The organism is Tateyamaria rhodophyticola (assembly GCF_047777875.1).
In the GTDB taxonomy this organism is placed as follows: Bacteria; Pseudomonadota; Alphaproteobacteria; order Rhodobacterales; family Rhodobacteraceae; genus Tateyamaria.
This window is the reverse complement of sequence record NZ_CP180519.1, coordinates 259,354-277,295: the sequence shown is the minus strand read 5'-3', so window position 1 is coordinate 277,295 and position 17,942 is coordinate 259,354. Positions and strand designations below refer to the sequence as shown.

The 17,942-nt window shown below is 62.7% G+C and carries 21 protein-coding genes; 17 read left to right on the top strand and 4 right to left on the bottom strand.

What is annotated here, in order from left to right; genetic code table 11:
• Positions 1-106 precede the first annotated feature (106 nt).
• From ACERHN_RS02740 to ACERHN_RS02705, 8 genes are all read left to right on the top strand, one after another.
• Positions 107-454, top strand: a complete 348-nt coding sequence (locus ACERHN_RS02740; protein ID WP_415921114.1) for a hypothetical protein — start codon at positions 107-109, stop codon at positions 452-454.
• Between the two features lie 10 nt (positions 455-464).
• A complete protein-coding gene (locus tag ACERHN_RS02735; RefSeq protein ID WP_415921113.1) occupies positions 465-854 on the top strand; it encodes a RidA family protein in 390 nt (129 codons plus the stop codon).
• The gene (locus ACERHN_RS02730) at positions 851-1,195 is read left to right on the top strand and encodes a hypothetical protein (protein WP_415921112.1); all 345 of its coding nucleotides are present in this window, start codon (positions 851-853) and stop codon (positions 1,193-1,195) included. The genes ACERHN_RS02735 and ACERHN_RS02730 overlap by 4 nt, the downstream gene beginning before the upstream one ends.
• A 197-nt stretch (positions 1,196-1,392) precedes the next feature.
• Positions 1,393-1,830: a DUF6497 family protein gene (locus ACERHN_RS02725; RefSeq protein WP_415921111.1), complete on the top strand. Its 438-nt coding sequence runs from the start codon at positions 1,393-1,395 to the stop codon at positions 1,828-1,830.
• A 172-nt stretch (positions 1,831-2,002) separates the two neighbouring features.
• A complete protein-coding gene (locus ACERHN_RS02720) occupies positions 2,003-2,149 on the top strand; it encodes a hypothetical protein (RefSeq protein ID WP_415921110.1) in 147 nt (48 codons plus the stop codon).
• A 60-nt stretch (positions 2,150-2,209) separates the two neighbouring features.
• A complete protein-coding gene (locus tag ACERHN_RS02715; protein WP_415921109.1) occupies positions 2,210-2,569 on the top strand; it encodes a hypothetical protein in 360 nt (119 codons plus the stop codon).
• 340 nt (positions 2,570-2,909) lie between these two features.
• Positions 2,910-3,113: a hypothetical protein gene (locus ACERHN_RS02710; protein WP_415921108.1), complete on the top strand. Its 204-nt coding sequence runs from the start codon at positions 2,910-2,912 to the stop codon at positions 3,111-3,113.
• Between the two features lie 141 nt (positions 3,114-3,254).
• Positions 3,255-3,458, top strand: coding sequence for a hypothetical protein (locus tag ACERHN_RS02705; RefSeq protein WP_415921107.1), 204 nt, complete (start codon positions 3,255-3,257; stop codon positions 3,456-3,458).
• A gap of 151 nt (positions 3,459-3,609) precedes the next feature.
• Here ACERHN_RS02705 and ACERHN_RS02700 read toward each other — a convergent pair whose 3' ends face one another.
• Positions 3,610-4,875, bottom strand: coding sequence for a DcaP family trimeric outer membrane transporter (locus tag ACERHN_RS02700; protein ID WP_415921106.1), 1,266 nt, complete (start codon positions 4,873-4,875; stop codon positions 3,610-3,612).
• A 346-nt stretch (positions 4,876-5,221) separates the two neighbouring features.
• Between ACERHN_RS02700 and ACERHN_RS02695 the strand changes: the two genes are divergently transcribed.
• Positions 5,222-7,243, top strand: a complete 2,022-nt coding sequence (locus tag ACERHN_RS02695) for an acetyl-CoA carboxylase biotin carboxylase subunit (RefSeq protein ID WP_415921105.1) — start codon at positions 5,222-5,224, stop codon at positions 7,241-7,243.
• Positions 7,244-7,335: 92 nt separating this feature from the next.
• On the opposite strand, the gene ACERHN_RS02690 is transcribed toward ACERHN_RS02695, so the two are convergent.
• Positions 7,336-7,776: a DUF4174 domain-containing protein gene (locus ACERHN_RS02690; RefSeq protein WP_415921104.1), complete on the bottom strand. Its 441-nt coding sequence runs from the start codon at positions 7,774-7,776 to the stop codon at positions 7,336-7,338.
• A gap of 165 nt (positions 7,777-7,941) precedes the next feature.
• Here ACERHN_RS02690 and ACERHN_RS02685 point away from each other — a divergent pair, with 165 nt between their 5' ends.
• The 7 genes from ACERHN_RS02685 (at position 7,942) to ACERHN_RS02655 (ending at position 14,237) form a co-directional block, all read left to right on the top strand.
• On the top strand, positions 7,942-8,877 hold the full coding sequence (locus ACERHN_RS02685) for a hypothetical protein (RefSeq protein WP_415921103.1): 936 nt from the start codon (positions 7,942-7,944) through the stop codon (positions 8,875-8,877).
• Entirely contained in the window at positions 8,840-10,963 is a 2,124-nt protein-coding gene (scpA, locus tag ACERHN_RS02680; RefSeq protein ID WP_415921102.1) for a methylmalonyl-CoA mutase, read from the top strand. The genes ACERHN_RS02685 and scpA overlap by 38 nt, the downstream gene beginning before the upstream one ends.
• A gap of 90 nt (positions 10,964-11,053) precedes the next feature.
• Positions 11,054-11,689 carry a VOC family protein gene (locus ACERHN_RS02675; RefSeq protein WP_415921101.1) on the top strand — a complete coding sequence of 212 codons (636 nt, stop codon included), beginning with the start codon at positions 11,054-11,056 and terminating at the stop codon, positions 11,687-11,689.
• Complete coding sequence (locus ACERHN_RS02670) at positions 11,674-12,174, top strand: GNAT family N-acetyltransferase (protein WP_415921100.1); 501 nt, start codon at positions 11,674-11,676, stop codon at positions 12,172-12,174. The genes ACERHN_RS02675 and ACERHN_RS02670 overlap by 16 nt, the downstream gene beginning before the upstream one ends.
• Positions 12,175-12,184: 10 nt before the next feature.
• The gene (locus tag ACERHN_RS02665) at positions 12,185-12,865 is read left to right on the top strand and encodes a TerB family tellurite resistance protein (RefSeq protein ID WP_415921099.1); all 681 of its coding nucleotides are present in this window, start codon (positions 12,185-12,187) and stop codon (positions 12,863-12,865) included.
• Complete coding sequence (locus tag ACERHN_RS02660; RefSeq protein WP_415922791.1) at positions 12,865-13,869, top strand: endonuclease/exonuclease/phosphatase family protein; 1,005 nt, start codon at positions 12,865-12,867, stop codon at positions 13,867-13,869. Before ACERHN_RS02665 ends, ACERHN_RS02660 begins: the two co-directional genes overlap by 1 nt.
• Positions 13,870-13,886: 17 nt before the next feature.
• Positions 13,887-14,237, top strand: coding sequence for a hypothetical protein (locus ACERHN_RS02655; RefSeq protein ID WP_415921098.1), 351 nt, complete (start codon positions 13,887-13,889; stop codon positions 14,235-14,237).
• A 65-nt stretch (positions 14,238-14,302) separates the two neighbouring features.
• Here ACERHN_RS02655 and ACERHN_RS02650 read toward each other — a convergent pair whose 3' ends face one another.
• Together ACERHN_RS02650 and ACERHN_RS02645 are read right to left on the bottom strand one after the other, a co-directional pair.
• Positions 14,303-15,853 (bottom strand): Ppx/GppA family phosphatase, encoded by a 1,551-nt coding sequence (locus ACERHN_RS02650; RefSeq protein ID WP_415921097.1) that lies wholly within the window; start codon positions 15,851-15,853, stop codon positions 14,303-14,305.
• 174 nt (positions 15,854-16,027) lie between these two features.
• Positions 16,028-17,197, bottom strand: coding sequence for an NAD(P)/FAD-dependent oxidoreductase (locus ACERHN_RS02645; protein WP_415921096.1), 1,170 nt, complete (start codon positions 17,195-17,197; stop codon positions 16,028-16,030).
• Between the two features lie 105 nt (positions 17,198-17,302).
• Between ACERHN_RS02645 and ACERHN_RS02640 the strand changes: the two genes are divergently transcribed.
• Positions 17,303-17,830 (top strand): redoxin domain-containing protein, encoded by a 528-nt coding sequence (locus ACERHN_RS02640; RefSeq protein WP_415921095.1) that lies wholly within the window; start codon positions 17,303-17,305, stop codon positions 17,828-17,830.
• Positions 17,831-17,942: the final 112 nt, after the last annotated feature.

Genomic DNA, 17,942 nt, shown 5'->3' with positions numbered 1-17,942 from the left:
ATTGGCATTTGCGTTGCTTGTGTTTGCTCTGCCCGCTGCGGCGCAGCAGGCGTCGATATGCAGGGGCAAACAGGTTTTTGACATTGGTGGCGGTGCCACGGCCTGTTTGATCGAGCTGGGACGTACGTCCATTCGCCAGACACTGACCCGGGATGACGGTCAAGGCAGCAAAAGCAATTCCAACGCTGCGGCCCTCATCCATGTTGCGGCATTTGGGACCTTTGATCCCAAGCTGCAACTGACCACGCGGCGAATGGCGGCTATCTGCAATGCGTTTCGGGAACAGGCATTGTCTGGTGTTCCTCAAAGTGCGCGGTCGATCGTGGTCCGCATCGACTGGCCAGACGCATCCGGCAATCCCGCGCGGAACAGAAGCGTCGTTTCGAACGATGGGGTGCCGGTGCAGGCATCGTTTTCCAACCGATCCTGCCGGTCGATTCGTTACTTCGGCTGAGGCGGATCAGATGCCTGACTTCCACCTCCTCTCCACCGGCCCGCGTCCCGTCGCCCCGTTCTCCCACGCCGTCGAAACCGACGGCTGGGTGATCCTCACGGGGCAGATGCCGACGGACCCGGATGCGCCTGATGCGCCGCTCCCCGACGGGATCGCGGCGCAGACGGTGCGGGTGATGCGGAACCTTGAGGTCGTGCTGAACGGTCTCGGGCTGGACCTGAGCCATGTGCTGCAATGCCGGTGCTACCTGACGGAATTCGAGCGTGACTATGCCGCGTTCAACGACACCTACCAGACGTTCTTTCCGGCGGACCGCAGGCCTGCGCGCACGACCATCGGCGTGACCGCGCTTGCCGTTGGGGCGCTGGTGGAAATCGACTGCGTGGCGCGGCGGCCATGACCAAACGCTGGCATATCCTGCGCGAGCACGGTGCGCTGACGCTGGCGCGGCAGGTGCCGGTGCGGTTCGACTTTGCCGTCCGCACAACGCTGGGGCCGGGGGATGCGCTGCGTCTTGCGCATCAGATCCGGCAGGACCTGTGGCGCGCGCTCCAGCGGTTGCGCGGGTTTTCGCCGGTGGTGCGTCTGGAGCCACAGGGTGCGGGCTGGGATGTGACCGCGGGCGGGCGCGCGCCTGGGACCGTGCCCGCATCCGTCCTGCACCTTGCACAGAACGTGTTGATGTCGCCCGCAAACCAAAGCCGTTGGCTGCGCCACGCGCAGAAGGGCGGTCGGTCATGACACTCCGAAAACCCCCTAATTTTATTGCGCGTTTGCAGGCGTTGGCAGATCAGGCAGGCGCACGCTCAACCCACGGCAGAGCGGCGCGGCGCAATGCTGACCTTGGGTCCACTTTCCATCTTTACAATCACAGGTGTCAGTGTTCGATTGGGGATAACAGTGGCCCTACGGCAACGTATGGAACAGTGCCTGGGGAGTTGACCCAACGCACAGCAGCCCCGGAGGGAGGAGCCCGGACCCGCATACGGGAATGGGTCCGGGGCTGCGCTCTTTTCCTGACACTCACCGCGACATCCGCCGCCGCGCAGGACCTGCCATCAGGGCAGGCCGTCACCCTGAGTGAAGTGCTGGTCGATACGGTCGGCGCAGAGGCCTGGCTGCGCTTTCGGTTTGTGGCACCGGCCATCAGCCGGGAGGGCGGCGGCATCACCTATGCCCGCGCCGAGGCGGATTTCCCAGTTCTGTGCGAAGACGTGGCGCGCCCCTATCTCGCGGAGTTCGAACTGATGGCGGATGTTGTGGTGATCTCACTCATGGACCGTGAGGTGCCGTTCGGTGTCGCGGATGCGGACGCCACCCAGTTCTTTGAAACCTTCCGGATCGAGGGCGACGCATGCGTCTGGCAGGCATTCTGAACATGTGGCGGGTTTTCGCATATGCGGCATTGAGGCCACAACCTGCGCAAGGGTTTGTGCAGCCATATCCTTTTGCCATCAAATCGCTTATATGGGCTCCAAGGGGCCCCCAAGGCGCCCTTACCTCGCAGTGGGTGCGTGTGCATCCGCAAGTTGACTACAGGAGAGACCGATGTCGAAGAGCATCAAAGTTTTTGGCCTGCTTGGCCTTACGGTTCTGCTGGCCGCGTGCGGCAGCAGCGGCAGCAACGAAGAAGTTGTTATCGTGGACCCAGAGCCAATCAGTGTTGAGCCCGTCAACACCGGCAAGTTCAAATAACACTGCAGGGCGGGCGTTTGCGTCCGCCCTGACACCCCTCCGAACCGCGGAGGGCAGCGCATGCTGAAACATCGCGGTTTCCCCGGCAGACTGGCCGGCACAGATTTCCAATTCACCATCCGCAGACCGAACCCCAAAGGGGTGACGCCGCTGACACGGCGTGAGCGTTTTCGCGATCGCAGACCGGCGGACCGGCGGGCGGATACCGCGTTTCTGGCGGCGTTGTGGACCCATTTCGGGGCAGAACCGTTTGAGCGTGGCAACCTCGATGCGGGTCGGTTGTCCTGGCTCTTTGGGCGCGAGGTGGTGCCCGCCACCGATCCGTTTGATCCCGCCGATTACGACGCATTGTTGCGCATTGACGAGGCGGCGGCCCGCGCGGCGTTCCCGGACGCCTTTGACGACGGGTGGACGCCATGAGCGGGCGGCATATCGGCGTAAACCTGCCGGGGCCGTATGGAATGCGGCGGAACCCGGCTCATACCCGCATTGCGCGTATTTCTTCATTTGCGCGGTCCGCAATCGCGTGTCAGTCTGGTGTTGCAGGGTCGGTTCCCCAGGTTTTTTCCGCCCCTGCGTACCATTTCCGTACCCCTTCCCCTGGTGGGCAGCGCACACATGTAAGTGCTTCGCTGCCCACCATTTTTTTTGCCCCGTCGCCAAATGTTTCAATGCTTCACGACAACGCGTTTGAAGGGGTGTTTAATTTGGACCAAACGGTTCCCAATTCTATTGCACACAATGGAAAGGAACCAATCTCATGGCACGTACCCTTCTTGGCATCATCCTCGCGGCCCCTCTGGCACTCGCGGCTTGTGGCGACACGGTCGGCGAACAGGCCATTTCCGGCGCGGTCATCGGCGCGGGCACATCGGCGATCTTCAATGGCGATGTGGGCACAGGCGCGGTCGTCGGCGCGGTTGGCGGACTGGTCTACTGCCGGGCGTTCGACGCGGATTGTTGAGCCACAACAGCGGTTTACTGCCGACACACCTCGGTGTCGGCAGCAAGGCTTTGCTCATTCCAATGCGCGGGGCATGGAACATTTGATCAACTGGCGTGTTGCTCCCATGTGGAGACAAAACAACACAAAAGGATCAGGACCATGCCTATCAAGCCAGTTGCATTTGCCGTCATCGCCGGTCTCGGCCTCGCTGCGTGTGGGGACACCGTGGGTGAACAGGCCATCATCGGCGGTGCCGTCGGCGCAGGGGCCGCAGCGGTCACAAGCGGCAGCGTTGTTACAGGCGCAGCCGTGGGTGCTGCGGGCAACGTGCTGGCCTGTGAGCTGGATATCGCAAACTGCTGACCCGGACCTTCTAACGTGCGGGTCGCCGGACCCGTGCAGACAAATGGAAAACCGCCAGATGCGAGTGACATCCATCTGGCGGTTTCCCCAGCTCAGCGGTCGGGGGACTGAAAACCCGCCGCAGCGCTGTACCCGATCAGAAGCGGCCCGATTAGAAGCGGAACGTAACGGAGGCGCCGATCCGGTCGCCTTCGGCCGAAAAACCACCGGGCCCTTCGCTCTGAATCTGGATGTATTCGACGCCGATCGTCAGGTTTTCGACCGGCGTGTAGAACGCGTTGATATGGATCGAGTCGAGATCCGTAAACGCATTGCCCGTCGCACCGACAGCCGTGCCGAGGTCATAGCTTTCGTTGCCATAGGCGATGCCGACATTCCACTTTTCGCCGATGTCCTGCCGGTATTCGACGGTGAAGCCGTCGGAGTCGTTCTCCTGTCCACCCACTTGCCGCGCACCTCCGCCGATCAGCAGATTGCCGAGCGCTTCGCCGGTGACATAGGTGGCCGAAATTGTGCCGCCTTGCCATGGTTTGATCTGACCGGACAGGGTGACGCCGTTGGTGTCGAACTCCTGCGCGCCGTCGCGGAACGTACCGGTCAGCGCCGCCGCCCGGACAGAGAATGCATCCGTTTCGTAGAAGGCCGCCGCGGTCAGGACCGGATCACCGGAATTGCCGCCATTGCTTTCCTCGATGGAGGCCGATGCCTGAAATCCGTTGCCGCCATTGTACGTGTATCGGATCTGCGGCACGCGGGCGAAGGCGATCCCGACGGGGCCGTTGAAATCCGCCGAGGTGGGATAGTGGACAAGCGGTTGGAAGTTCGACCAGAACTGACCAATCAGCAGTGTGTCGTTGAATTCGACATTGGCATGGCGCAGGCGCAAGGTGGGGGACGAACCTTCTTCGTCGCTGCCGCCGAACAGGTCGAATTCCAACTGGGTTTCGATTTTGCCGATATCGGTGTCCGTCCGGCTGCGAATGCCAAAGCGCGACACGCGCACGCTGGTGTCAAATTCCCCGTCGGTGGCAAACGCGGTGTCACCCACGCGGCCCGCCCGTGTCAGGTCGCCAAAGGAGAAATCGGTGTCATAGAAGGCTTCGGCCCGCACAAACCCGTAGAGCGTGATGGTCGTCGCCTGGCCCGCGCCAAAGCTCAGTCGGCCAAGCCCATTGCGTTGCCCGATCTGATCGGGATCACCCAGCGATTCAACGCCATTGATGCGAAATCCGGACAAAATGTCTTCTTCCTGGGCCTCCTGTTTGGTCTCAAGCGCGGCTTGCTGTGCCTCAAGCGTATCAATGCGCTGTCGCAGGTCACGCAACTCGTCTTCGGTCGCGGTCTGGGCCTGCGCCAGTGCCGTGGTGGCCAACAGGCCGCCAAGAGCGGCGGCGGCCTGGATGAATTTGTGTCTCATCTGAGTGTCCTTCCCAAAATGTGCGTGAGTGCGGTGTTGGGAAAGACTGCGCAGCGTATTCGGTCCGCTCAAATCAATTGGGGTAACCGGGACGTGACGCAGAGTGCCTTGTCGTGCAAATCGGGTGGGGCGCGTGATCGTGCGGGCCGGTGCAACGATTTGATTACGTTGCAAGCCTGCGCCGAGCCGTCGCATCACAAAACACAGAGTGGACACGCCCCGGTGACACGCAAAAAAGTGACCCGTTGCGCCGCCCACGAAACATATCAATCCGTTCGCCGCATTTTGATGCGGCCGATCATCGCCTGGGTGCCTGCGCACCCATCACCAAAAGAGAAGTTTGCTCATGTTTGACAAAATCCTGATCGCCAACCGTGGTGAAATCGCCTGCCGCGTCATGAAGACCGCGCGCAAGATGGGCATTCAGACTGTTGCCATCTATTCGGACGCGGATGCCAAGGCGCTGCACGTGCAGATGGCGGACGAGGCGGTGCATATCGGCCCGCCGCCCGCGAACCAGTCCTACATCGTCATCGACAAGGTGATGGAGGCGATCAAGTCGTCGGGCGCGCAGGCGGTGCATCCCGGCTATGGCTTCCTGTCGGAGAATGCCAAGTTTGCCGAGGCGCTTGAGGCCGCAGGCGTCGCCTTTGTCGGCCCGCCCAAAGGTGCCATCGAGAAGATGGGGGACAAGATCACCTCCAAGAAGATCGCGCAGGAGGCAGGCGTTAGCACGGTGCCCGGCTATATGGGTCTGATCGAGGACGCCGAAGAGGCGGTGAAAATCTCGAATGAGATTGGCTATCCGGTGATGCTCAAGGCCTCCGCCGGGGGTGGTGGCAAGGGGATGCGCATTGCCTGGAACGACGATGAGGCCCGCGAAGGGTTTCAGTCGTCCAAGAACGAGGCGGCGAATTCCTTTGGCGACGACCGGATCTTTATCGAGAAATTCGTGACCCAACCGCGTCACATCGAAATTCAGGTGCTCTGTGACGCCCATGGCAACGGCATTTACCTCGGCGAGCGGGAGTGTTCGATCCAGCGCCGCAATCAGAAGGTAGTGGAGGAGGCCCCCAGCCCCTTCCTCGATGAGGCGACGCGCAAGGCGATGGGCGAGCAGTCCGTGGCGCTGGCCAAGGCGGTCGGCTACACGAGTGCGGGCACGGTGGAATTCATCGTGGACGGGGACAAGAACTTCTACTTCCTCGAGATGAACACACGTTTGCAGGTGGAACATCCGGTGACGGAACTGATCACCGGTGTGGACCTTGTCGAACAAATGATCCGTGTGGCCAACGGTGAGCCGCTGAGCATCCAGCAGGACGATGTGAAACTGCACGGCTGGGCCATCGAAAACCGGCTTTATGCCGAGGATCCGTATCGCGGGTTCCTGCCGTCGATTGGCCGTCTGACCCGCTACCGCCCGCCTGCCGAGACCGCCGATTACCAGCCCGGTGTGGTGCCATCGGCCGAGGTCGTGCGGAATGACACCGGCGTCTATGAGGGCGGCGAGATCAGCATGTATTACGATCCTATGATCGCCAAGCTCTGCACATGGGGGCCGGACCGGGCCAGCGCGATTGAATCGATGCGCGTGGCGCTGGACCGGTTCGAGGTCGAAGGGATCGGGCACAATCTGCCGTTCCTCGCTGCCGTGATGGACCACCCGAAATTCGTGAGCGGCGACATGACAACCGCCTTTATCGCCGAAGAATACCCCGATGGGTTCGAAGGCGTGACGCTGCCCGATGGCGAAGTCCGCCGGGTCGCGGCGGCCTGTGCCGCAATGCACCGTGTGGCCGAAATCAGGCGCACCCGGATTTCGGGCCGCATGGACAACCACGAACGCAAAGTGGGCACCGAATGGAACGTGGCCCTGCAGGGGCAGTCCCATGACATGACCATCGCGGCGGATCATGACGGGTCCACCGTGACATTTGCCGATGGTGCGATGCTGCGGGTGAGCGGTGACTGGACCCCCGGTGACACGCTGGCCGACATGGTCGTGGATGGCGCGCCACTGGTGCTCAAGGTCGGCAAGGTGTCGGGCGGGTTCAACATCCGGACCCGTGGCGCAGAGCTGAAGGTGCATGTGCGCACTCCACGTCAGGCCGAACTGGCCCGGCTCATGCCCGAAAAACTGCCGCCCGACACGTCCAAGATGCTGCTGTGTCCGATGCCCGGCCTTGTGGTCAAGGTCGACGTCGAAGAGGGGCAGGAGGTGCAGGAAGGACAGGCGCTGTGCACCATCGAGGCGATGAAGATGGAAAACATCCTGCGCGCCGAGAAGAAGGGGACCGTGTCCAAGATCAACGCAGGCGCGGGCGATAGCCTCGCCGTGGACGACGTGATCATGGAATTCGAATAAGTGACGGCTGCGGCGTCATATGTCAGCGGCGTCAACGTGCCGTGCGTGCACCCGGATCGGTTGATGATCCGGGCAGCGCGTCGTGCGTTGGTTCAGCTGTCCTCGACACCGCGCCTGTCCCGGATCTCGCGTTGGCGGATTGGCATCTTGTCGATGGTCCGGCTCAGCTCGCGCACGTCCCACGGAAACGGCTTGCGCAACTTCACGCCGCCATCCTTGCCGATGAGCACCAGCATGAAGCCGCGCGGTCGCAGTTTTTCGCGCAGCGGGCCCTGCGCGCCCGGATCCGTATCGGTCAACACGACGACATCACGGTCGGCCAAGGCCTGGACCTGGTCCGCCAGAAACTCCATCTGCTGGTCGAAATTGGGGTCGTTGGGGCTGTCTGCGAAGACCACGATGGGGCGGTTTTTCCAGACAAATTGTTCCAAATCCGAAACATCGGTGCCGACAAGGGCAAGCGGATCAAGCGTTTCCGCGCTCACTCCAGCGCCGATTATGGAAGCAAAAACAAAGGGTAATAGCCGTTTCATGATCTCTCCTGTTGAGGGTAATGTAGCGGCTTTTTCCGCGATTGCGACGGGCGCTCGCGGCAAATTTAGCGTTAATCATGCACTAACGCGTCCGTGGCAGATCAATTCCCGACACAGTGGCAGGCGGCATGTGGGCCGGCCTGCAAAAAGATCGGGAAACGGCATATGAAACTTGTTCTGCACATCGGCGCACATCGCACTGGCACCACGACCTTCCAAGCGTATATGGCGCGCAACAAGGTTGCGCTGCGCGCGCAGGGGGTCACCTATTGGGGGCCGCGCGTCACCCGCCAGGGCATGTTCGCCGGTATTCAGCAGCCCACGCCGATGGCCCGGAAATGCGCCATGGGACGGGCGCGCGGGCGGTTGAAACTGCGCATGCAGAAGGTACAGCAAAATTTCGGCTCGCACACGCTGGTCATCAGCGAAGAGAACATGATGGGGTCGATGACGCGCAACCTGCGCCAGCGGTCGCTCTATGATGATGCGGGCGAACGGGTCGCGCGTTTTGTCGCCGCCTTTGACGGCGCGGTTGACCAGATTGTTTTGGGGATACGGTCGCTTGACCACTACTGGATGTCGGTGGCCGCGCTGGACGTGATGAACGGCCATCCGGTGCCGGATCGCGCCACCCTGGCGACGATTGCATCGGGGCAGCGCGTCTGGCGGGACGTGATCACCGACGTCGCTTGCGCAGCACCCGAGGCCGAGATCAAGGTCATGCCGTTCGAGAGGTTCGTGGGGCGGCCGGATGCGCAGCTGTCTGCGGCTCTGGGATATGCGGTTCCCGAGGATCACAGCAACAACTGGTTGAACCGGCGGCCCGAGCTGCCGCACCTGCGCTCGCTGCTGGCCGAGCGTGGCAGTGACACGCGCGGTATGCGGGGACCGGGGGATCGCTGGAACCCGTTCCTGCGCGCCGAGGTTGCGGCCCTGCGCGAAGCCTATGCGGATGACATGTTTTGGCTCAAGTCCGGCGCAAGCGGGCTGGCCACACTGACAGAGGATGTTGACTGGACAGAGGCCGAATGGCCCACCGGTCCAATGATGAGAGGACACATAAATGAGTTCGAAGAAAGACGCATGGCGCGATCTGGCTGAGGCGGAATTGCGCGGCCGTCCGCTGGACGAACTGACATGGAAGACGCTGGAGGGCATCGACGTCCAGCCGATCTATACCGAAGAGGACCTCGACGGGGTCGACCATCTGGGCACGATCCCCGGCGCGGGACCCTTCGTGCGCGGGGTCAAGGCCACAATGTATGCGGGCCGCCCTTGGACCATCCGGCAATATGCCGGGTTTTCCACGGCCGAGGAATCGAACGCTTTCTACCGCAAGGGGCTGGCCGCGGGGCAACAGGGCGTGTCGGTGGCCTTCGATCTGGCGACCCACCGCGGCTATGACAGCGATCACGAACGGGTCGTGGGCGACGTGGGCAAGGCGGGCGTGGCCATCGACAGCGTCGAGGACATGAAGATCCTTTTTGACGGCATACCGCTCGACAAGGTGTCGGTGTCGATGACCATGAACGGCGCCGTGATCCCGATCCTCGCGAGCTTTATCGTTGCGGGCGAGGAGCAGGGCGTGGACCGTGCCGCACTCTCGGGCACGATCCAGAATGACATCCTCAAGGAGTTCATGGTCCGCAACACGTATATCTATCCGCCCGAACCCAGCATGCGGATCATTGCGGACATCATCGACTATACGTCGAACCAGATGCCCAAGTTCAACTCCATCAGCATCTCCGGATATCACATGCAGGAGGCGGGCGCGAACCTGGTGCAGGAGCTGGCGTTCACGCTGGCGGACGGGCGCGAATATGTGCGCGCGGCGCTGGCGCGGGGCATGGATGTGGACAAGTTCGCGGGCCGGTTGTCGTTCTTCTTTGCCATCGGCATGAACTTTTTCATGGAGGCGGCCAAGCTGCGCGCGGCGCGTTTGCTGTGGCACCGCATCATGTCGGAATTTGCCCCCAAGAACCCCAAGTCCTTGATGCTGCGCACCCATTGCCAGACGTCAGGCGTGTCCTTGCAGGAACAGGATCCGTACAACAACGTTGTGCGCACCGCGTTCGAGGCAATGAGCGCGGTTCTGGGCGGCACACAGTCGCTGCATACCAACAGCTTTGACGAGGCGATTGCCTTGCCCACGCCATTCTCCAGCCGGATCGCGCGCAACACGCAGCTGATCCTGCAGAATGAGACGGGGGTGACCAACGTGGTCGATCCGCTGGCCGGGTCCTACTATGTCGAAAAGCTGACCCACGATCTGGCGGAAGAGGCGTGGAAGCTGATCGAGGAAGTCGAAGAGATGGGCGGCATGACCAAGGCGGTGGCCTCCGGCATGCCGAAACTGCGCATCGAAGAGGCCGCCGCCACCCGGCAGGCGCTGATCGACAAGGGCGATGAGGTGATCGTTGGCGTCAACAAGTTCCGTCTGGAGCAGGAAGACGAGATCGACATTCTCGACATAGACAACGCCGCCGTCCGCGACAGCCAGGTCAAGCGGCTGGCCCGCATCCGCGCCGAACGCGATGAGGATGCCTGTCAGGCGGCGCTGCATGCGTTGGAGGCGGCGGCAGGTGCCGATGGCAACCTGTTGGAAATGGCGGTCGAGGCCGCGCGGGCACGTGCAACCGTGGGAGAGATCAGCATGGCCATGGAAAAAGTGTTCGGGCGTCACCGCGCCGAGGTTAAAACGCTCGCCGGTGTATATGGTGCGGCCTATGAGGGGGACGAAGGCTTTGCCGCGATCCAGAAGTCGGTGGAGGACTTTGCCGAGGCCGAAGGGCGCCGTCCCCGTATGCTGGTGGTCAAGATGGGGCAGGACGGTCATGACCGCGGTGCCAAAGTGATTGCCACGGCGTTCGCCGATATCGGGTTCGATGTGGATGTGGGCCCGTTGTTCCAGACCCCTGCAGAGGCGGCACAGGATGCGGTCGACAACGACGTGCACGTGATCGGTATTTCGTCACAGGCCGCCGGTCACAAGACGCTTGCGCCGCAGTTGGTTGATGCATTGCGCGAGGCGGGCGCGGAGGAGATCATCGTGATCTGCGGCGGGGTCATTCCGCAGCAGGATTACCAGTATCTCTATGATGCCGGGGTCAAGGCGATCTTTGGTCCGGGCACCAATATCCCGGCGGCGGCGCAGGAGATTCTGGACCTGCTGCGGGCCGATTAAGCGCCGATTGGACCGGTGTGGACTGGGGGCCAGCCCCCAGACCCCCGTGGTATTTCGAGCCAGAAGAAGGCATAGAGACGCCGCACGGTCATGGCTTGGGAGGAAGCGGGCATGATGATCCTCGACCATCTGGTGGTGGGCGCGACGACGTTGGCGGAAGCGCAGGCCCATATCGAGGACAGCCTCGGGGTGAAGATGCAGGCCGGTGGGCAACATGCAGTCTTTCACACCCACAATGCGCTTTTGGGGCTGGAAGCGGGGCTGTACCTTGAGGCGATTGCCCCGGACCCTGAGCGCCCTGCGCCGGAGCGGGCGCGGTGGTATGACCTTGACCGATTTGCCGGACCTGCACGGCTTAGCAATTGGGCCGCATCGGTCGATGATATGGCCCGCGCACTGGATCATATGCCGCAAGGATGTGGCGCGCCCGTGGCTGTGGCACGGGGCGATTTGCGGTGGCGCATGGCCGTTTCAGATGCAGGCACGACGCCGTTTGACAACCTGTGGCCCGCGCTGATCGAGTGGCCGGCGGGTGTGCACCCTGCGGCACGACTGGTGCCATCGGGCCTGCGTTTGCGCCGGCTTACCCTGCGCCACCCGCACGGGGACGCCTTGGTGCGCACCCTGGCGGAGAGGATCAGCGACGACCGGATAGCGGTCGAAACCGGCGATATCGGTATGGAGGCGGTGTTCGATGGCCCGTCGGGTCAATGCAGCCTGTCGTAGCGCGCGCAACAGAGCGCGACACAGACTGGATCGCGGGCCTCTGGAACGGGATCATTGCCGATACTCTTGTGACGTTCACAACCCACCCCAAAAGCGCCGAAGACGTCGCCACGATGATCGAAACCCGCCCGGTTTTCGTGCTGCCGGATCAGGCCGGTTTTGCTACTTACAGCCCGTTTCGCCCGGGTCCCGGATACGCCGCCACCGTCGAGCACAGCGTGTATCTGGCACCTGGCGCGCAGGGGCAGGGGGCGGGGTCCACGCTGTTGCATCATCTGATGGAACATGCCCGCCGCGACGGGCATCACGTCATGATCGCAGCCATCAGCGGGGCGAACCCCGGCGCCGTGCGGTTCCACGCGCGCCTTGGCTTTGTGGAGACGGCGCGCATGCCGCAGGTCGGGCGCAAGGCGGGGCAATGGCTGGACCTGATCCTGATGCAGAAAATGCTCAATCCGCCTGACAGTCCGATCAGACCCGGATAGAGTACGGCGCATGTCCATCTGGTCCCGCATATCCGATGCCATCGCGGCGTTGACCTCGGGTGAGAGCCTTGCGGCGGTCTTTGATCAATTGCGGGCCCCGCCGGAGCGCAGCGTAGCCTTTGCCATTGCAGTGATCGCACTGGGGGCCAAGATGGCCAAGGCGGATGGTCATGTCACGCGGGATGAGGTCACGGCGTTTCGCGAAGTGTTCCATATCGCGGCCAAGGACGAGGCTGGCGCGGCCAAGGTGTTCAATCTTGCGCGGCAGGACGTGGCGGGGTTTGAGGACTACGCCAACCGGATCCACGCAATGTTCCGGACCCAGCCCGAGACGTTGACCGACCTGCTCGAAGGGTTGTTCCATATTGCCATGGCGGATGGGTTCTATCACCCGAACGAGGATGCGTTTCTGGAAGAGGTTGCGCATATCTTTACCATATCGGATCGTGATTTCCGGGCCTTGCGGGCGCGGTTTGTCCCGGATGCGGCACCTGATCCCTACAGCGTGCTGGGTGTCAGCCCGGACATGGCGCTGGACGATATGCGCGCGGCGTGGCGCAAGCTGGTGCGCGAGAACCATCCCGATGCGATGATGGCCCGCGGCGTGCCAGAAGAAGCGGTGCGTCTGGCCGAAAAGCGCATGATCGACATCAATCGCGCGTGGGAAGACATCCAGGCATCGCACGGCTGATGCGGATTGCTACCTATAACATCGAATGGATGAACAGCCTGTTTGCCGATGATGGCACGCTCTGGGACGATGATCAGCGTGCCGCGCGGTATGGCGTCAGCCGCGCCGAACAGACGGATGCGTTGGTCACTGTGTTTCAGGCGCTGGATGCGGATGCCGTTTTGGTGGTCGAAGCGCCCGATACGAACACCCGGCGCGATACGGTCGCCGCGCTGGAGGCGTTTGCCACACGCGCGGGCCTGCGGGCCCGGCGGGCCGTCATCGGGTTCGCCAATGACACGCAGCAGGAAATCGCGTTGCTCTATGATCCGGACACGCTTGAGGTGCGCCATGATCCGCAAGAAACAGAGGGGGCGCCGCGCTTTGACGGGACCTTTTCGATCGACCTCGACATTGATGCCAGCGCCGACACGGTCGTCTTTTCAAAGCCGCCGCTGGAGCTTGCGCTGACCACGAAACAGGGGACGATGCTGCGCCTGATCGGTGCTCATCTGAAGTCAAAGGCGCCGCATGGCGCGAAAGACCGGGACGCTGTTATGCGCCTGTCCATCGCCAACCGGCGCAAGCAACTGGCGCAGGCGATCTGGTTGCGGCGACGGATTGATGCGCATCTCGGCCGGGGGGAGGCGTTGATGGTGCTGGGCGATCTCAATGACGGTCCGGGACTGGACGAATACGAACACCTCTTTGGCCGGTCCTCGGTTGAAATCGTGCTGGGCGACGGGGATACCGGGCTGATCGATCCGCATGCACAGATGGCCCTGCAACCGCGCCGGTTGGGTGTGGTGCCGACCACCGCGCGGTTTTGGATCGGGCCCGAAAAACGCTTTCTTCAGGCGCTGCTCGATTACATCATGGTGTCGTCTGATCTTGCCGCGCGGGCGCCCCGTTGGCGCATCTGGCATCCGCTCGATGATCCTGAGTGCTGGCGGAACCATGCGTTGCGCGATGCGCTTGTCGCCGGGTCGGACCATTTCCCGGTCAGCTTGGATATCGACATATGAGGCCCCATATCCCTGTCATGAAACGCGCATTTCTCATCATGTTGCTGACCTGTGCCACCCCCGCGATGGCCGAGGAAAACGGCAGCGGGCTTAGCCTGATGGAACGCGGGGTGCAGATGTTGATGGAAGGGCTCTTGCGCGAACTGGAACCTGCGCTTGAAGATATGGAAGGAATGGCGGAGGAATTTGGCCCCGCAGTGCGGGACTTTGCCGCGCAGATGGGGCCTGCGTTGCGCGATCTTCTGGAAGAGGTCGAGGACTGGAGCGGCTATGCGCCCCCGGAAATCCTCGACAACGGCGATATCATCATCCGCCGCAAACCCGTCCCCGCCCCAAAACCCGACTCGGCAGATCAGATAGAGATCTGACCGCGTCTTCTTCTGGCTGAAAATACCACGGGGGAGGCCGCAGGCCGGGGGCAGCGCCCCCCAGATTACGCACGGCGGGTCTTGACCTTCACTTCGGCCTCAAGCGCGCTGGCCAGCGCATTCAACCGCGCCTCTGCGACTTCCCCAAAGAGCGGCAACGCATCCGGTGTCAGACGCAGTTCCAGCTGCTTTTTCTTGGGATACCAGCGGATCTTGCCTCGATCCGCATCCTTTTCCATCCACAGCATCGCACCAAACCGCATGGCTTTGCCGAGGACCTCGGCGTCGCGCTGGGCTTTTTCGTCGATCAGGTCGTAGAGATATTCGAAGTGCGTGCCTTCGCGTCTGTTGCGGTAGCGGTGGAGCAACGCGAGCCCGACAAAAATCCGTTCCGAATGCTTCAACCCGCCAAGGTTGGCGCGCGTGGCATTGTCGAAACACGCCTCGGCGCGGTAATCGGGATGGGCACGCCAGCTGACATCATGCAAAAGGCACGCCGCCTTGATCAGCCGCTTGCGCGCGTAGGGCGCGGATTTGAACAGCGGTTCTATGAAGTCGAACAGCACCTTGCCGAAACCGGGAATACGCGCGTCCTTGGCCTCGGCAAAGCGGCACGCTTCGATCAACGGATCCCGGTCGCGCAGCTTTTGCGGCATCTGTTCATAGAGCATCCCCTCGCGGATGCCATAGCTGGAAATGGCGATGTCCTTGGGACGGAACGTCTTGACCAGCCGGGCCAGAACCTCGCCGGCCAGCGGCACAAGCGCCATACGCGCGCCGGACAGGCCACACTCCAGCCGCAGCGCTTCGAGGTCCTTGCATTCGGCGATGAACTTGGTTGTCTTTTGCACGGCCCGGGGCGTCATGCGGTATTCGTGCAGCACGTTCAAAAGATATCCGCGCCGGTGCATGTCGATGCGTGCAATCGCGCGCCATGACCCGCCGACGAGGAACAGGCGGTCACGTTGTGTGCCCATGGTGGCCTGCAACTCTTCGAGTTTGGTCTTGATGTGCGCCTTGCGCCCCTTGCGCCCGCCCTTGAGCGTCTGCAGCTTGAGCGGGCCCAGATCGGATGTGACGCGTCGGCCCACCTGGCCGCCCGAAATCTCGGCCAGTTCCATGGAGGATCCGCCGATGTCACACACGAGGCCGTAAGAGCCGGGCCAGCCCAGAAGCACACCTTGGGCCGACAGTCGCGCCTCTTCCCGCCCGTCGATGACCTTGATGTTGAGCCCGGTTTCGCGCAAGACCTCGGCGCAAAACTCCGGGCCATCGGAGGCGTCGCGCACCGCCGCTGTGGCCACGGCCGTCAGCCCGCTCAGCCCCATGCCATGCGCGAGCCGTTGAAACCGGTGGATCGCGCCAAGGGCGCGGGCGCGGCCTTCGGGATTGAGGTGGCCGGTGTCCGACAGGCCCGCGCCGAGCGCACACATGATCTTTTCGTTGTAGAAATATGCAGGCGAGCGGGCCGCACCGTCAAACACGACCAACCGGACGGAGTTCGATCCCACGTCCACGACACCCACGCGGGACAGCGCACGCGCGGCCGGATCTTCGAAGAGCGGGCGGTCAAACAGGCTGCCATCGCCGGTCTCCGGCTTGAGCGGTATGTTCATGTCAGTCCCCGTGGCGCACAGCTTTGGTCTTTGATGGACGATGCGGCGGAGTGCGTCAATCGCGGGTTGGCGGGGTGGTCTATTTGCCGTTGGCAAAGGCGCCCACCCGCCAACCCTGCGCAAGCGCCGTCGCTTATGGGGCGGCGTGCCGACGGGTTCGGACCAAGATTGCGTTTACTGGCCTGCGAGGTGCCGTGCGGTGGCCATGGCGGAGGACCACGCCCATTGGAAATTGTACCCGCCGAGCCAGCCCGTGACATCCACCGCTTCGCCGATGAAGAAGAGGTCGGGCACATCGCGCGCCATCATCGTTTTTGCGTCCAGCGCGTCCGTTGCGATGCCGCCCCGGGTCACTTCGGCGGTGCGGTAACCTTCTGTGTCGGTGGGGGTGAGTTCCCAGTGCGTGAGGGATGCATGCAGTCCCGCGATCCGCGCATCCGACAGGTCGCCCAGTCGGCCCGACAGGTCCATTTGCGTGGCGAGATGGTCGACAAGCCGTGCAGGGAGGTGGCGGGCCAGTTCCGTGGTCAGCGCCTTTTTGCCGTCGCTCCGGCGTTTGTCCTTGAGGATCCGGGTCAGGTCCACATCCGGGGCGAGATGAACGGTGATCGCCGCACCCGGGGTCCAGTAGCTTGACGCCTGCAGCGCCGCCGGCCCCGACAGCCCGCGGTGGGTGAACAGCAATGCTTCGTCAAAGGCAGGGCCCTCTGCGGTGACCCGAGACGGGCAGGACACGCCCGAGATGTCGGCAAATCGTTTGTCGGAAAAAGTGAACGGCACGAGGGCAGGGGCGATATCCGTCACCCGTATCCCGAATTGGCGGGCGATGTCATAGGCAAACCCGGTTGCCCCCATCTTGGGGATCGATTTGCCGCCCGTCGCAATGACGACATGGGTGGCGGTCACGGTGTTGCCGTCACTCTGGGTCAGGGAAAATCCGCCGTCCGTGCGGGCCAGTGTCTGCACGCCCGTTTCGAGGCGTAGCTCGGCCCCGGCGCGCTGCATCAGGCCGCGCAGCATCGCGATGATATCCTTGGCGGAGACGTCGCAAAAGAGCTGCCCCAGTGTCTTTTCGTGCCACGCGATGTTGTGACGGTCGACAAGGTCGATGAAATCCCATTGCGTGTAGCGGGCAAGGGCCGATTTGGCGAAATGCGGGTTCTCACTGATGAAGGCGGCGGCATCGGTGTAGAGGTTGGTGAAGTTGCAGCGTCCGCCGCCGGAGATGCGGATTTTCTCGCCCGGTGCGCGGGCGTGGTCCACGATCAGAACGCGGCCACCGGCGTGGGCCGCGCACATCATGCCTGCGGCTCCGGCGCCGATGATGACCGTATCAAAATCCATGACGCCCCCGTGCAGGATTGCACAGAACGGGTCAAGCCCCGCCCCTTGTGCGCAGCGCATAGGTCCTTAGGTCGATCATCCAGAAGCAATCACAGGAGCCCTCCCATGGCCGCACTCACCGCTGGATCCCCGTTTCCCAAAACCGAACTGTCGCGCCTTGGGGGCGGGACGGTGACCCTTGGCGACCCGCAGGGCGGGCGCGACTGGCAATTGGTTGTCATCTACCGCGGTCTGCATTGTCCGCTGTGCAAGAAATACCTGGGGCAGCTGGAAGAGATGCAGGCGCAGTTCCATGACCAGGGTGTCGACATCGTCGTGGCATCGGGTGATCCCGAGGACAAGGCGCAGGCGATGGCGGATGAGTTTGCGCCGACGCTGCCCATGGGGTTTGGCCTGAGCGTCGCGCAGATGAATGCCCTTGGGCTTTATGTTTCCGACCCGCGCAGCCCGCAGGAAACCGACCGCCCCTTTGCCGAGCCGGGGTTGTTTGTGGTGAACGGGGATGGCGCGATCCAGATGGTGGACGTGTCGAACGCGCCGTTCCTGCGTCCCGACCTCGACAAGGTCCTGGGCGGGATCACCTTTATCCGGGCCAATGACTATCCGATCCGCGGCACGCACAAAGCCGCCTGACGCAGATCCGCTCAGACCAGCGCCGCGGGCCAAGTAATACTGGCCCGTGGCACATTTTCCCGCTATGCTGTCGTCCAAGCATCCCGAAGCAATCGGGAGCACGAGGCGGTAT